The organism is Metabacillus idriensis, assembly GCF_009674765.1.
In the GTDB taxonomy this organism is placed as follows: Bacteria; Bacillota; Bacilli; order Bacillales; family Bacillaceae; genus Bacillus_P; species Bacillus_P idriensis.
In genome coordinates this window covers 160056-174257 of sequence record NZ_WKKF01000006.1, presented here as the reverse complement: position 1 = coordinate 174257, position 14202 = coordinate 160056, and the positions used below count along the sequence as shown (strand labels likewise).

At 39.8% G+C, this 14202-nt stretch carries 17 protein-coding genes, 1 pseudogene and 1 other annotated feature; of the genes and pseudogenes, 3 read left to right on the top strand and 15 right to left on the bottom strand.

The features are described from left to right. Positions 1 to 71: 71 nt before the first annotated feature. The 6 genes and pseudogenes from GJU41_RS18035 to GJU41_RS25065 all read right to left on the bottom strand — a co-directional run. Positions 72 to 443, bottom strand: a pseudogene (locus GJU41_RS18035) (alpha/beta fold hydrolase); the annotation flags it as partial. Positions 444 to 494: 51 nt separating this feature from the next. After that, the gene (locus GJU41_RS18030; RefSeq protein WP_154319213.1) at positions 495 to 1235 is read right to left on the bottom strand and encodes a class I SAM-dependent DNA methyltransferase; all 741 of its coding nucleotides are present in this window, start codon (positions 1233 to 1235) and stop codon (positions 495 to 497) included. 2 nt (positions 1236 to 1237) lie between these two features. Beyond that, the gene (locus GJU41_RS18025) at positions 1238 to 1684 is read right to left on the bottom strand and encodes an NUDIX hydrolase (protein WP_154319212.1); all 447 of its coding nucleotides are present in this window, start codon (positions 1682 to 1684) and stop codon (positions 1238 to 1240) included. After that, positions 1681 to 2169: a GNAT family N-acetyltransferase gene (locus GJU41_RS18020; protein ID WP_154319211.1), complete on the bottom strand. Its 489-nt coding sequence runs from the start codon at positions 2167 to 2169 to the stop codon at positions 1681 to 1683. The genes GJU41_RS18025 and GJU41_RS18020 overlap by 4 nt, the downstream gene beginning before the upstream one ends. A gap of 63 nt (positions 2170 to 2232) precedes the next feature. Then, on the bottom strand, positions 2233 to 2589 hold the full coding sequence (locus GJU41_RS25070; protein ID WP_249042976.1) for a kanamycin nucleotidyltransferase C-terminal domain-containing protein: 357 nt from the start codon (positions 2587 to 2589) through the stop codon (positions 2233 to 2235). Then, positions 2589 to 2993: a hypothetical protein gene (locus GJU41_RS25065; protein WP_224771463.1), complete on the bottom strand. Its 405-nt coding sequence runs from the start codon at positions 2991 to 2993 to the stop codon at positions 2589 to 2591. Before GJU41_RS25065 ends, GJU41_RS25070 begins: the two co-directional genes overlap by 1 nt. A gap of 335 nt (positions 2994 to 3328) precedes the next feature. On the opposite strand from GJU41_RS25065, the gene GJU41_RS18010 reads away from it, so the two are divergent. Next, a complete protein-coding gene (locus GJU41_RS18010) occupies positions 3329 to 4093 on the top strand; it encodes a hypothetical protein (protein WP_170292829.1) in 765 nt (254 codons plus the stop codon). A 41-nt stretch (positions 4094 to 4134) separates the two neighbouring features. On the opposite strand, the gene GJU41_RS18005 is transcribed toward GJU41_RS18010, so the two are convergent. Then, positions 4135 to 4350, bottom strand: coding sequence for a helix-hairpin-helix domain-containing protein (locus GJU41_RS18005; RefSeq protein WP_154319209.1), 216 nt, complete (start codon positions 4348 to 4350; stop codon positions 4135 to 4137). A 254-nt stretch (positions 4351 to 4604) separates the two neighbouring features. On the opposite strand from GJU41_RS18005, the gene GJU41_RS18000 reads away from it, so the two are divergent. Beyond that, on the top strand, positions 4605 to 5081 hold the full coding sequence (locus tag GJU41_RS18000) for a divergent PAP2 family protein (RefSeq protein WP_224771464.1): 477 nt from the start codon (positions 4605 to 4607) through the stop codon (positions 5079 to 5081). A 69-nt stretch (positions 5082 to 5150) separates the two neighbouring features. Here GJU41_RS18000 and GJU41_RS17995 read toward each other — a convergent pair whose 3' ends face one another. The 8 genes from GJU41_RS17995 to GJU41_RS17960 form a co-directional block, all read right to left on the bottom strand. After that, complete coding sequence (locus GJU41_RS17995; protein ID WP_154319208.1) at positions 5151 to 5705, bottom strand: hypothetical protein; 555 nt, start codon at positions 5703 to 5705, stop codon at positions 5151 to 5153. A 173-nt stretch (positions 5706 to 5878) separates the two neighbouring features. Continuing rightward, complete coding sequence (locus tag GJU41_RS17990) at positions 5879 to 6505, bottom strand: superoxide dismutase family protein (RefSeq protein WP_154319207.1); 627 nt, start codon at positions 6503 to 6505, stop codon at positions 5879 to 5881. A gap of 131 nt (positions 6506 to 6636) precedes the next feature. After that, complete coding sequence (gene thrS / locus GJU41_RS17985; RefSeq protein ID WP_154319206.1) at positions 6637 to 8502, bottom strand: threonine--tRNA ligase; 1866 nt, start codon at positions 8500 to 8502, stop codon at positions 6637 to 6639. Positions 8503 to 8804: 302 nt separating this feature from the next. Then, positions 8805 to 9023: a binding site (T-box leader), on the bottom strand. 295 nt (positions 9024 to 9318) lie between these two features. Beyond that, the gene (locus tag GJU41_RS17980) at positions 9319 to 9939 is read right to left on the bottom strand and encodes a hypothetical protein (RefSeq protein WP_154319205.1); all 621 of its coding nucleotides are present in this window, start codon (positions 9937 to 9939) and stop codon (positions 9319 to 9321) included. 79 nt (positions 9940 to 10018) lie between these two features. Next, positions 10019 to 10828, bottom strand: coding sequence for an alpha/beta fold hydrolase (locus tag GJU41_RS17975; RefSeq protein ID WP_070877773.1), 810 nt, complete (start codon positions 10826 to 10828; stop codon positions 10019 to 10021). 39 nt (positions 10829 to 10867) lie between these two features. Next, positions 10868 to 11554 (bottom strand): hypothetical protein, encoded by a 687-nt coding sequence (locus tag GJU41_RS17970; protein ID WP_070877772.1) that lies wholly within the window; start codon positions 11552 to 11554, stop codon positions 10868 to 10870. A 28-nt stretch (positions 11555 to 11582) separates the two neighbouring features. Beyond that, positions 11583 to 12380, bottom strand: coding sequence for a toll/interleukin-1 receptor domain-containing protein (locus GJU41_RS17965; RefSeq protein WP_070877771.1), 798 nt, complete (start codon positions 12378 to 12380; stop codon positions 11583 to 11585). A gap of 387 nt (positions 12381 to 12767) precedes the next feature. Continuing rightward, complete coding sequence (locus GJU41_RS17960; RefSeq protein WP_070877770.1) at positions 12768 to 13301, bottom strand: small multi-drug export protein; 534 nt, start codon at positions 13299 to 13301, stop codon at positions 12768 to 12770. A 167-nt stretch (positions 13302 to 13468) separates the two neighbouring features. Here GJU41_RS17960 and GJU41_RS17955 point away from each other — a divergent pair, with 167 nt between their 5' ends. Further along, on the top strand, positions 13469 to 14029 hold the full coding sequence (locus tag GJU41_RS17955; protein ID WP_070877769.1) for a peptidoglycan-binding domain-containing protein: 561 nt from the start codon (positions 13469 to 13471) through the stop codon (positions 14027 to 14029). The last annotated feature ends 173 nt before the right edge of the window (positions 14030 to 14202 follow it).

Below are 14202 nucleotides of genomic sequence, written 5' to 3'. Positions count from 1 at the left end.
GTTTTTTCCAGTAAACATTCTAACCAAATTAACCTACGATGTTACGAGTAAGGAGCTAGTTTCGTTCATGATAACTCATGTGGATATTGACTGGCAAAAACGCGTGCGTTCACTCCTCCAAAAGAATGACCTACTAATATATAAGGTCCATTGATATTCAGCTTCAGAAGGAGTTCCTTTAGCTCTTTAACCATTTCGATGCTGGTTCTTGGATAGGAGCTTCTTTCACTTTTTCCTAAGCCTGATCTATCATAAACTAACACTTGTGTTAACCTTGAAATCTCAGGAATAATGGATGCCCATGTCTTGGAATAATCCCCATAGCCAGCATCCATAATAACTGTCGAATTTCCCTTTTTTGCTCCATATAATTTAGCATGCATCTTAAAGTCTCTTATCTGCACATTCATTTCTTTCACATAATAATCATCATTATTTTTCATTTTGGCTCTCCTTTAGATACTCTAATAACGAAAAAGACTTACAGATCTTCATTATGTAGGTGGTTTTTCACAAGAAAACAGCAAAAACAATGGAATTCTCATTCTTCTTTTATATTCCTCAGGGTCATCAAAGTTTGCAGCTTGCGGTGTGCCCTCTTTTAACCCAGAAATCAAGAAACCTGCATTTTGCAGAGCTGTAAAGTATTCTTCAGTTGTCCGGTGATACTTTACTACTTCTTCGCCAATCCATGGCTCTGTCCGTTTTCCTGAGTGAAAATAATCATCGACAATCCAATCAGATTTCTTGCCGGACTCAGTCATGCTCTTAAAGGAAGCCGTGAGCAAAGGATGCTGGACGCTAAATACAAATTTGCCGCCTGATTTTAAAGTTTGGTAAACCTTATTAGCGATTCCAGCAAAATCTTCAAGGTAATGGAGGGCAACTTGTGAAACAACAAGATCAAATTCAGCTGGCGGAAAACTGTATTCTTCCATTGTGGACTGGATAACCCTTCCTTTTGTTCCTTTTAAAGTTTCAGCCGCTTTATGGCACATGTTTGCTGAGCCATCTATCCCTGTATAAGAACTGACATTCAAGTTCAGCAAATCCATTCCAAGAGATGCATCTCCGCAGCCTAAATCTAATATATGTGTCCCGCTTATTTCTCCAATTAATTCAAAAAATGACGGTTTTTCTATGCTCGTATTTGGACTTTCCGTTCTATGCCTTCTTTGCATATACCGATCAAAAAATTCTTGTTGATCATAAGCCGCTGAACCTTTGTATTCCATGTCTAGTACCCGCCCTTCCTTTTCAGCAGTTCCAGTAAATTCTCAGGTACTAAATGCAGGTTTCCATCTTCAAACTCACTTAAAGACTTCCAATAAAGCTTAAAAGCTGTCCCATTATCTTCTATGCCTTCAAACGATTCCAGTTCATAGAAAGACGGATCAGTGAATTCTGCATGACAGACCTGTACGATTTCATGCCCCTGTTCTCCGTTATAGAAAAAAATATTCTCAATGGTTCCTAGATAGGAAACATTAGAAATAGCTGCCTGGATTTCTTCTTCAACTTCCCTTGCAAGTGCAGCAGCACTGCTTTCTCCAAATTCTATTCCCCCGCCGATTGGACGATAGTAATGTTCCCATTTGCTTTCGTCAAACCCTTCTGCCACTAAAATCCGGTTATCCTTTTGAAAAGGGCAAATAACTAAAGGGCGAATGATTCCCTTTCTCATTCTGTCTCCTCCAAACTTAATCTTTTTACGAACTGGACACGATCCTTATTTTCTCCGTCGTAATTTGTCTTTACTTGAATACCATTGACTGTCTTGTCACCGCTTAAGATTTCAAACCCCATCTTCAAGTGAAATTGGATGGATCCAGTGTTTACCGGAGATGTGATGCAGCGGACAGTGTGGCAGCCATGCTTCATTACTATTTTAAAAAATTCCTCGTAGAGCTCATGGCCCACCTTGTTTTTTCTATAATCCGGATGTACGCCAACAAAGTGAATATAAGCTTCACCTTTCTTTGATTGAGACAAAAAACCAATTAGGAAACCAATAATTCCTCCGTTTTTCTCGATGATAAAACTAGTATCTTGAAAATGATCAAAAAACAGCTTTGGCAGCATATCTGTCATCGTTCTTCCGCTCCACCATTCATTTAGCAAAGGTGAAATGAGATGGAAATCGGCTGATGTTACATGACGCAGTTTCATATGTATCACCTTGCTTTCCTCGTGAAAAAGGCGATTCTTTTAAAAGAAACGCCACTTCGTTATTCATAATGGAAGATCTATGCTCCGATACTCAATATCAAGTTCACAAAACCATTCATTCAGCCCTTCCCATAAATCTTCACATTTCTGATAAACATCTTCTTTATTACTTAATTTTCCTTCCATAACCATAACTGCCAGTTCTCTAAATCCAGACGGCTTCGAATCCATTGAAATAGCTTCTTCCAGTGTCTTTGCTTTTGTACTGAAGTATTTCTTATTTGCAAGTCCAATCAGTTTAGCAGTCTGCCATGTGAGGTCCTTTGCTCCTAATGGAATGTAGCCATCATTTTTCACAGCCGCATAGTTCCTTAGCTTTGCAACCGTTTCATATGGCTCCCAAATCATGAACTCCCGCATCACTTCCTTAAATGCTTCATCACTGCTTTGAAATGAAGTTTTTTTAATTCTTCGAAGAGATCATTCGGATCATATATTGGGAGAATGTTAATATAGACTCCTGCAGTGATTGGCCAAGATTCATTTACCATTCGGGCTTTTTTAAATAGTTCGTTTCTTTCATTCATACTTAACTCTATTTTAAAATCTTTATAGACAAATTCATAATTCTGAAGTCTGAATCCATTATCCGTTACGATATGAAGTTCAATATCAGAGTAAGGTCGATCTGTTTCCAATCCTACTGAACCATATGCTCCAATGGCAACAATTTTTTGTTCATAAGTATTCAGCAGTTTTTCTTTAATTAGTTCGATCATATTCATTTTCTGTTCTCTCGTTGTTTTAGCTGGAAATGACAACATTTTAAAACACCTGCCTTATCTATCATATGCATCCAGAAATCACACTTTTTTTTCTCTTCAAAAAAAATCATTTCTTGATGGCTTGAACACGGTTTAGCTGCCTAAATAAGAAATGCCGATTCCTGTGATCAGCAAAACAGGATTTTTCCAATACCCCATAGAATCACCTTGGTTTTCGTTAGTACTGTTCTGTCAATGATACACCAAACGATCTTTTATTTGTGAATATTATCCAAAATCTATTTTCTCTTATCCATTAACTTTCATCTAATAATGCCATTCGCTTTTTTTCCATGAAGAGAGCCTGTAGAATAGAGATGAAAGGACGTGAGAGCATGGCAGTCATTTTGCCTCATATTGAAGACGCCAACTTAACGAATTATATCCCTCCAACAGGAGAATACGAATTTTTTGACGATGACGGAGATTATGAAGAAAAAGTGAAAGAATGGGGCCTCAGAGTAAAAAAAGAGTACTGGTACAAAGACAGAACCCACCAGAGGCTTGTCACAATAAAAGGATACCAGACTTTTGGAGACTCAAATTACACAATTATCATAGAATTCCAGGACGGCAATCTTTCTTGTATTCATCCTGCATATCTAAAAGAAATGCAGTCCTCAAATTTCGGAAAAGAATTGAAACCGGAGCCTGAAGCTGTAAAGTCGGAGCCAAAACCTGAAGCACCTGCTAAACCAGCAGAGCCTGCATCAGAAATAAAAACTCCTTCTAAACCTGCAAAAGAGAAAAAAGAAAAACCGGCCAAGCTTGTACTGCCAGATGACAAAGTTCATTTTACAGGGAAAGTGAAGCAATTTGCTCTGAGCTGGAATCATTTTAATGAAGAAAATGACGAAGTGGTTGTTCTGGAAGATGTGCGAATTGATGGCGATGATCCGCTTGAAGTTGGACTTGCCTGGTGTTCACACAGCAAAACCTTGAAAAAATTTGAGCTCTCTCCAGGAGATGACCTTGATTTTAACGGTAAAATCGTAAAGAAAAGCCTTCCTAAAGGTAAAGATGTCGAAGACGAGGCATTCTTATTAGAGATTTCTGTGCCTTATAAAATCAACAATCCTTCTAAAATTGTGAAAAAGTAGAAGCACACCATTTTCCGGTGTGCTTTTTGATTGCACACATTTCAGTTTTTATGAACTGCATTTGATTTTGCAAAAGATAACCCTTTTTCATCCAATGCTTCCCTCAGCTGCCCAATAGCTTTCGGCCCCATGCCATGCAGCTGCAAGAGTTCAGCTTCGCTTTTCGCCGCAACCTGTTCCAGCCTCATATATCCGGCACCATCAAGCGCCCGGCGTGCAGGCTTGGCTAATTTCAATGGAAGATCACTTTCTTTCATTTAATATCCTCCTTCATTAAATCCCCTGTTCATTTATAGGGTTTACTGATTATTCTTCAGCCAGTCTTTTTTTCCCTTCAAGCCCTTTTATACACAGCGTATTTTATAATTATTTTTACCGCCATCACTTAAATAATTATCACGATTTAGAAAATAATAACGTTTAGAATAAGCCGCGAGGGGTATTTATGCTACATCTGAGTTTTCGCATTACATACAGCGCACTTACTACTTATAAGAGGTGAAACAGAGCAATGAAAAAGAAAAAGAAGATGAATAGAGGAATCATTACAGCTATAAGTGCAATTGCCATTGCACAGGGCCTTAAAGTATTTACATATAAGAGGCTATCGGGAAAATGGGATATAAAACAAGTAGTGACCACAGGAGGAATGCCAAGCTCGCATTCAGCAGGCGTTGCAGCCCTTTCCTCTTATGTTGCAGCGAAAAATGGAACATCTTCTATTGAAACAGCGATTGCCGTAATCTTCGGAATCATCGTGATGTATGATGCACAGGGAATCAGACGCCACACCGGTGAAATTGCCAAGCTGATCAACGATATTGACGGCGAAATGGCGGTTATTTCAGAACACCTTCCAGGTCTCGGTCATATTAAACGAACAGAAGAATTAAAAGAAGTTCTTGGCCATCAGCCTTTAGAAGTAGTAGGCGGTGCCATTTTAGGGGTTTTACTTGGACTGGCAAGCGCTAAGCTTGAAGATGCTTAATTAAGAAGAAACACACCAATTGGACATATGGTGTGTTTTTTTTATTGAATGATATAGGAAAAACCAAGATTATTCATCAGCATATGCGATGTTGTAATCTCTCATCTTCTGAGTAAACAAATAGTAGTTAGCTGTGAAGTGATCATTTTTTACAAACATAATTTGCTTCCCGTCTTTAAATTTAATTTCAATACTGGATGGCTTACTTCTTTCTTTTGATAAATGAAAGACAACGTGGTCAACTTCTTCCCAAGTGTACTTTTGAATTTCAAAAGACATTAGGTTATGAAAAGCAATTCCTTCATCACTAAGTTCTTTATGGTGAAGGACACCAAATGTTAAGGGTGCGGTACTAAAAAATAAGATAAAAACACTGATGACAATGGACTTTTTATCAATATTTCTGAAGGCTAAAGTTAATGCAGCGATCCCCCACAATAAAAATCCCGCCCCGTATAACAAATACGTTTCATTAGAAAATTGAAAAAACCAAGTAAGGTTAGAAGCAAAAAGGACATCCGCTACTATAAAAGGAAATAAAATTGAAGCATAAGGGATAAGGATAATAATCAAAAAACCAATCACTCCATAAACGTGTTTCTTTTCATAATTTTTATAGTTCAATCGCATTGCCTCCTTTTCAATAGTACTTATACGAATGAAGTCAGAATTTAGTTTCGAAATATTAGGAAAATTTTATTGAAAATTAAAAAGACGTTAGATATCTATCGTATAATGGTTTCAACAAAAAAAGAGAGCAGTATCCTTAGCGATCGCTCCCTTCAGAAATCAACTCTTTAACTTTCTTCCTCACTTTTTATCACACCGCAAGCCTGCCTGTCACCGGCATCACCCGTTTTCATCGTTTCTTCATCAGGTCCCGATTTCCCTTCTGATTGATAACGGTCTGGAATATTTGCAGCATTATCAGGATTTGCATGTACAATAATCGCTTTTTCCTGTTCCAGTAACTGCTCCATGGTTACCCGGTCAAATGCGGCTGAAAATTCAGCTTTGCCATCCTCATTTACAAATAAGGAAGGCATATCCCCCGCATGTTCAGAGTGGCTGCTTTCATCAGGATTATAGTGACCTTCGGCTGTTGTAAATGGACCTCCTTCTGCATCAGGCTCACATACACCCTTTTCATGAATGTGAAAACCGTGATAACCAGGTTCAAGCCCCTCCATTTTCGCTTCAATCATCATGTGATTGTCATGCTCTGTAAACGTAACCGTTCCGACATTTTTATTTTCCTTATCTTTTATCTCAGCCATTGCGCCTGATTTCAATTCTTCATTTGCCGTTTCAGCCGCTTCTTCCATAGTTGTTTTTTCCGTATCGTCTGAAGTCCTGTCTGTACATCCGATTGTCATCCCTATCGCAAAAAGCGGCAGCATCCATTTCCACAATGTTTTTGTCATAATCTCACTCCTCCTTACTGTCTTTGTTCCACTTATTAGGAATGGTAAACTAGATAAAGCGAAGATGAGAGAATAGTCTGAAAACCTATTGATTTTATAGTTCTTCTTCCGTTTATCTGATATAGAACTCTTTACCCGAGCTCCCGCTTAGCTATTTTTTCTGAAAGCATGCTCTTAAACTGTTCAATTGCCATAGCTTCTGAACTTTTCCCGCCATGCACTCTTACATTCACTTCGTTTTTTTCAATCTCTTGATCTCCAATGACAAGCATGTAGGGAACCCTGCTTTTTTGTGCCATGCGGATTTTATAATTCAGTTTCTCGCTGCTTCTGTCTAAGTTTACTCGTAACCCGCATTTCTCAAGTTGATTTTTCAGCTTTTCGGCATAATGAAGATGAACTTCTGCCACCGGGACAATCACTGCTTGAATGGGTGCTAGCCATAATGGAAAGTTTCCGGCAAAATGCTCAATCAAAATTCCGAGAAATCTGTCAAGCGACCCCGATATGGCCCTGTGAATGACAACGGGTCTTTGCTTCTCATTCTTTTCATCCATATAGCTTAAATTGAATTTCTCAGGCATTTGAAAATCGAGCTGAACTGTTGCACACTGATGGCTTCTTTTCATGGCATCCTTAATGTGAAAATCTATTTTCGGACCGTAAAACGCTCCGTCACCTTCATTCACTTGATAAGCAACATGAAGATCTTCAAGCACTTGTTTCAGTGATTGTTCCGCCTTTTTCCAAAGGTGGTCTGAACCCATTGAGTTTAGTGGTCTTGTAGATAGTTCAACAGAATAATCAAAGCCGAAAGTACGATAAACTTTGTCAATCTGAAGAAGCACGCTTTTCATCTCATCTTCAATCTGATCTGGTCTGACAAACAAGTGCGCATCGTCCTGACAGAAAGTGCGGACTCTTAATAGCCCATTTAGAGCACCGCTGTATTCATGCCGGTGAACCTGGCCAAATTCTGCGAGTCTGATTGGAAGGTCCCTGTACGAATATAGCTGGTTTTTATAAATCATCATGTGTCCCGGACAATTCATAGGCTTTAATGCAAACTTCGCTTCATCCACATCAGAAAAATACATATTTTCATGATAGTGATCCCAGTGTCCAGACTGCCTCCACAGCTTTTCATTCATCATCAATGGAGTCTGCACCTCACGATAGCCCCCTTCCACTTGAATCTCACGGAGAAAATTCTGCAGCTCATTTCTCATCAGCTGTCCGTTTGGCAAAAAGAAAGGCATGCCGGGCGCTTCCTCTGAAAACATGAACAGCTCCATTTCTTTTCCAATCTTGCGGTGATCCCGCTTTTTTAGTTCTTCCATCTCTTTTACATGAAGAGCTAATTCTTTTTTACTGGCAAAAGCAATCCCTGAAATCCTCTGCATGACTAGATTATTCTTATCGCCCTTCCAGTAGGAGCCGGAAACAGCAGATAACTTAAAGGCTTTAATGAATTCCGCAGAAGGCAGCTGCGGCCCGCTGTATAAATCGATAAAATCTCCATGCTTATACAAGGAAATCGGGTTATTTTCCCTTTGTTCATGAAGTAGCTCAAGTTTCAATGCTTCTCCTTTTTCAGATAGAAGTGCAGCGGCTTTTTCATATGACAGTTCCAGACGTTCGATTTCCAGCTTTTCACCAAGTATGTTTTGCATTTCCTGTTCAATCATTGGGAGTTCCTCGGCGCGAATGCTGTGAGACAGTTGAAATTCATAGTAAAACCCGCTGTTTTGAAAAGAGCCTTTTCCCAAAATCGCTCCTTTGTACAACCTCTTAACCGCATGTGCAAGAACTTGTGCGCAAGTATGATTCAAGAAATCCTGTCGTTCATCAGATTCAATTGTAATAAGCTGCACTTCTTCGATCTCATCCACTATGTCATTCAAACTTGCTACCTTGCCATTTACCTTGCCACCTATCACTTTTTTACTTTCTTGATTGCCCCTGGCCAAATCCATCAATAATAATTTGTTCTTCATCTTATAACACTCCTCATTTCGATAGAATATAAAAAAACGCACTCATCCCTAAAATAGGGACGAGCGCGTTTACCCGTGGTTCCACCCAGCTTTCCATTCTCTTTTTATAAAAAAAGAATGGCTCCAGTGCTTTAACGCAGCGTCTGCGGCACGGCATTTCCTCCGTGCTGTTCCAAGGCGGTAAGTTCATTCTCCTGCATTAGGAAGTTCTCAGCTTTCCTTCCCTCTCTGTAAACCGGCTAAATGACCCGTGTCCTTATCTGTACTTTTTTATGAAATTAAAAAAACGCGCTCATCCCTAAAATAGGGACGAGCGCGTTTGCCCGTGGTTCCACCCAGCTTTCCATCCTTTTTTAAAAAAAAGAAATGGCTCCAGCGCTTTAACGCAGCGTCTGCGGCACGGCATTTCCTCCGTGCAGTATCAAGGCGGTAAGTTCATTTTCTGCGTTAGGAAGCTCCCAGCAATCCTTCCCTCTCTGAAAACCGTTTAAAATGACTCATGTCCTTTTCATCACTTTTCAAATAATTATTTTTGAGTTTACAATACATTCCAGTGAATTTCAACTATTCCTTTCAATTTATTCAGAAAAATCTTTTTTGTTCCTATTCACAACACCGCCTAGGAATTAATTGGAAAAAGAATGGTATTCATATAATCAGGAAAGTTTTTTTCCATCTCCGGCTAGTAAAAGAGGCATTCTGGCAAGTATTTCATCCTGATTGGCAAGTAAGTCAAATCTCCCTTTAAGATCATGTGCAAATACATAGCGAACGTATTTTTATCATACAAAAAACACCAATCCCATGATTGATGCCCTAAGATGCAAAATAAGTTTCGTTATTTTTATAGATTAAGTATCTCTGCAAGCCCCTTGTCTGCTCATAGGCACTTACTGCATGTTGTTTAGCAGAAGCTCTGTTTCCTTGTTTTTGAGAAATTTCAGCAAGCACGCTTTCTTTCATCCAGCCTTTTGGGAGCTGTTCTGCAAGTCTTTTCGCTGTATCATATTGTCTGGACTGTGCTGCGATTAAGGCTTCATAATAAGTTCGGTAAACAAGAGGTTTGATAGAAACGACATGTTTTTTAGCTTCTGAAACATCCTTTCGATAGAGTGCGAAAGATGTGTTCATTAAGGCCTGCCGGTGAGAGTTTTTGTATTTGGCATTAAATTTAGCCAGTGCTGCTTCCGCTTCATCGTCCAAGTTATTGGCAATGGCATAATAGAACTGATACATCGGGTTTTTCTGATGCTTCAGGATGAATTTTTCAGATTTATGAACATCCTTTGAAAAAAGAATCGGACTGATTTGGATATACATATACCAGCTCATTGAAAAGATCAGCAGCAATGCAATCAAATAGAACGGAGCTTGAATAAATCCGAGCAGAAAGCATAACAGAAAAACAAATGAGTAAAATATAACGTGCTGTTTCAAAAAATGGTGCCCCCTCTTTATGTACGCTATCCTTATGATACTTACAAAAGAGGCATGAATCAATGTGAAAATTCAGAGCCTATTCCAAAAACCTTGCCAGTTCCCGGTTGAATTTCTCCAGTTCATCATAAAACAGGCCGTGTCCGCTGTATTTAAAGGGAATTATCTCTGAATCTTTTATTCCCTCATGCATAAGCTTCGCAAAAATAAACGGACATACCTGGTCTTTCATTCCGTGGAAAATAGCAGTTGGTACAGAAATCTTTCCTAAATCAGAGCGGAGATCTTCATCCCGGAGAGATACAGCAGTCAAAGCTGTACCATGGCCCGAACCTTCCAATCCAAGATCCTGGAACCAATTTTTAAAGCTTTCAGTAATATATTTTGAGAAGAAAATCTGACCAAATCCCGATAGCATTTCCGGACGGTCCTTATAGGTTTGGTCTATCAATTTATTTACCTCTGATTTGGACATGCCGTACGGATAATCAGGGCGCTTAGTGAACGAAGGAGCTGCAGCTGCAAAAAGGGCAAGTTTCGTTACTTGGTGTCCTGCATGACGGGCCATATAGCGGATCGCAATTGCTCCGCCCATTGAAAATCCGGCGAGTGTAATTTCTTTAAGCTGAAGGGAATCGATCACGATCCGAACATCTTCTGCCAGTCTATCATAGGAATAGCCGGTCCACGGCCTGTCTGATTTGCCGAAGCCGCGAATGTCCATGGCGATGCACCTGAATCCAAGGCGGGGCAGCTGGTTGAACTGATACTCAAACATTTTATGATTAACGGGCCAGCCATGAATGAAAAAGATGACACGGCCATCTTTTGGGCCAATGTCCTCAACAAATAAATTGACATCTTCATCTGCTTTTAAATAATACCCCACGTTTCACTCCCCCTAAAAACCTAGTTGAAAGACTGCTTCCTAAGAGAAAAAGCCCTTTTGCTTATTTTTATTCAGGGCAATATGGCTTGGATAATTTTGCTCTGTCATGGAAATCCATTCAGACACTTCCTTAAGCATGCCCTGCACTTCATCACGGGATAAACCTTCGTCCGCTGCCCTGTACCAAATATCTTCCATAATCGAGCTTAAATTTCTGGGATAAGAAACATGATCATGGCGGAGAACATAGCTTAAGATTGGTTCAGCGTCCCGCCCTCCCTGCTCGCTTTGAGACATGTGCTTAATGAGCCATCCTTCTTCGTTTCGAAGCAAAGTATACCTGTCAAGATGCCCCCATTTCCGTGTAAAAACATCCAGATAAAAGGTCTCGCCTAGCGTTTGATCTACAGGCTCATCATTTGCATGCGTATCGTCCAAATAGTTCAAGAGCTCTTCTACAGGCCGAATATGGTGATAAAATTCCGGATGCTCAGGCTTCATTCCCCGAAGCCGGACCGTTTCCCGCTGGAGCTTCGGTTTCGGATCAAGAGTCATATGCAATTTATGGGCTGCCATCCCCATTTCCGCATACACTTTTTCAATTTTCTCGTATGATTGTTTTTGCCGTTCTTCTCTTGTTAAATTAAGAAAATGCACAATGACATCCAGTTTCTCTTCAATTTGCTTTCTTATGTTTTTCTGCTCTGGACTCAGTTCAACTTTCATCACAATACCTCCAATCAAATCGAAACCCTTACCAGACATCCCTGCTGAATTTCAAATCTATTTTTTCACTTTGATGCAAATAGGGTTCATACTTGGAATCTCCGATTTTTACTGATAGGAAAACAATTTTATTTTCCAGACTGTACAATTTTATATCTGCCGGCTGAAGCGTATAGTTAAAAGTAGAGCCATTTTCATCTGACAGCCCTATTTTCAGCACATCCAGCTGTATATCATGATCCTCAGGATTCTTTAAACGCAGTCTGATTTGGAGGCAAAGACTTTCTTTAGGATCAATCCGGATTCCCTCTAAATGGCAGGTAATCAGCTTCCTGTCTCTTTTTTCGTCATCAGCAAGCTGATTGACATTTCGAACGGCCTGCTCGCATATTTTCACCAAAAATGTTCCCGGAGGTTTCTCAAGCTTAAAAACCTCTCTCGCATTCTCAAGAAACTCATAAAGGCGGTCCAAGTCATTCAGCTTAAACGAAATCTGATTCGGATTTATGGCTCCCTTCATTTCCTTATAATCAAAAGAGGGCGTTAAGATGGCGGTGTATTTCTTATTCAAAATCCAGCAGGCGCCCATTTCGTTCAGGCATGCGGGACTTCTATAATAATGTTCAGACAGCACATAAATGACCCATGAATTGCCGCTTAGTTTTTTGTGAAGATATTCGTATATGTCCTCATCATTTGGAATGTGATAGCCAGGGTATGAACTGCAGACGATATTTGGCACCTTCATCATCGTCAGCAAATTAACCAATTCCCGCACGTATGCTTCATCACGGTGAGCATGACTGATAAATATTGTATCGATCAAGAGCAGGGTCTCCTCCCCTCCTAAAAAATCCTTTGTGCAGTCTCCCGAAATTATATTCACGCTAGTAGATAGATATGAGTGATTATAGGAGATTCCACAGAACAAAAGCGCAAGCGCCAAGGCCCGCTCCGACAGGCAGATAAGAATCCGCCAAAATGTCCGGGTCCCGCCTTTTTTGACGGATTTGTTCTGACCGAGGATCTAGGCGCTTGCGCTTACCGTAGATAACTTTATTTAAATATCCACAACCTATTACATTTTATAATTTCCTAAACCATGAAAATAGCGTTCTTCTATGAGAAGAACGCTAAGGGAGAGTTTTAATTGATTTAATAGATTCCTACAAAAACCGACTGATGGTTTGTTTTTTAGACATGGATCTGCAATTTATTTTTCAAGGAAATCTTTTAAAAAACCTTCGTATTGACCTTCTGCAGTAAGGAAGTCAGCGCCAAGCCAGGTTCCAATACCTGCAGCAGCAGACCAGATGACTAAACTGACGAGCATCCATCCACTAACAACCATCCGTTTTGATCCAAAGCTCATGCTTAAAAAAGCAGCTAAATGAGAGCCTACCAAAAGCGGGCCTATAATCGTCAATCCTGGAAGACCGGCGCGGTTCCAGATTTTTTTTGCCCGTTTTGACTTCTTTGAATTTTCGTCTTCAAGAGACACAGCTTCTTCATTCATCACATTCATACCTGAATGTTTTTTCATCTTTCTCCTTTGCAGCCAGCTTTTGACTTTATCAACGAGCACTATAAGTAAAATGACTGTAAACGCATTTCCTAAGAAGGCAACGACAGAAACTGCGAGTGGCGAAAGGCCTGCAAGTATCCCAATCGGAATCACTCCGTAAACTTCAAACAGCGGAATGGCTGCCATAATAAACACAGCCGCATAAGCAATTAATAATTCCATTGATTTCTCCTTTAATCTTTTTTATAAAAAGCAATCTCCTCTTAATACGATTCAACATGGAATAAGTTTCATCTATAAAATAAAATGAAAATTTTAACAAAATTTGAAACTATTCTCTTCTTCCCTCCGTCTCATGCATGTAAACCAAAATAAAGGGGAGAGAAAATATGAAAAAATGGAAAATGGTTTCAGCAGCGATCTTTACGGCATCCGCATTAATGATGACTGCGCCTCAGGCAAGCAGCGCTCAAGAACATATCCCTTATATCTTTACTCTGCCTGAGTCTGGAATTGTAAAAGAAGGCTCACGTGGTGAAAACGTTAAAATCATTCAGCGCTCCTTAAATAAAGCAGCCGAAGCAACGTTAACAGTCGATGGTGTTTTTGGCCCGAAAACAACGAAAGCCGTCTATTTTTATCAGACAGCTAAAAAAGAATTAAAAGCGGACGGAATTTACGGACCGAAAACACATGAGGTTCTCTCAATCGAAGTCAATACATTCGGCCTTCCGAATACCATACTTAAGCTTGGAAGCAGAGGCAGTGACGTTCTAAAACTTCAGCAAGGCTTAAATGACATTGGTTCAGGGCTTGTGGAGGATGGAGTTTATGGCCCTAAAACAGAAGGTGCCGTCCTTAAATTTCAGCAGCGTTTCCCTGATTTAGCAGACGACGGGATTTATGGCCCCAAAACAAGAAGCACGCTTGAAAAGGTTTTGAATGACTGATTAGAATGACTTGAAAAAGGACTTCATTTGAGGTCCTTTTTGTTTTAGGCTCTTTTCGTAAATATTGTTGTTATTAGACTAAACTAAAGGTTAAAAACCGTAAGTGGATTGCAGCGGATAAACTTGACTCCTGCGGGAAATAGAGCAAAATGGGAGACTCACAGGCAAAGCCT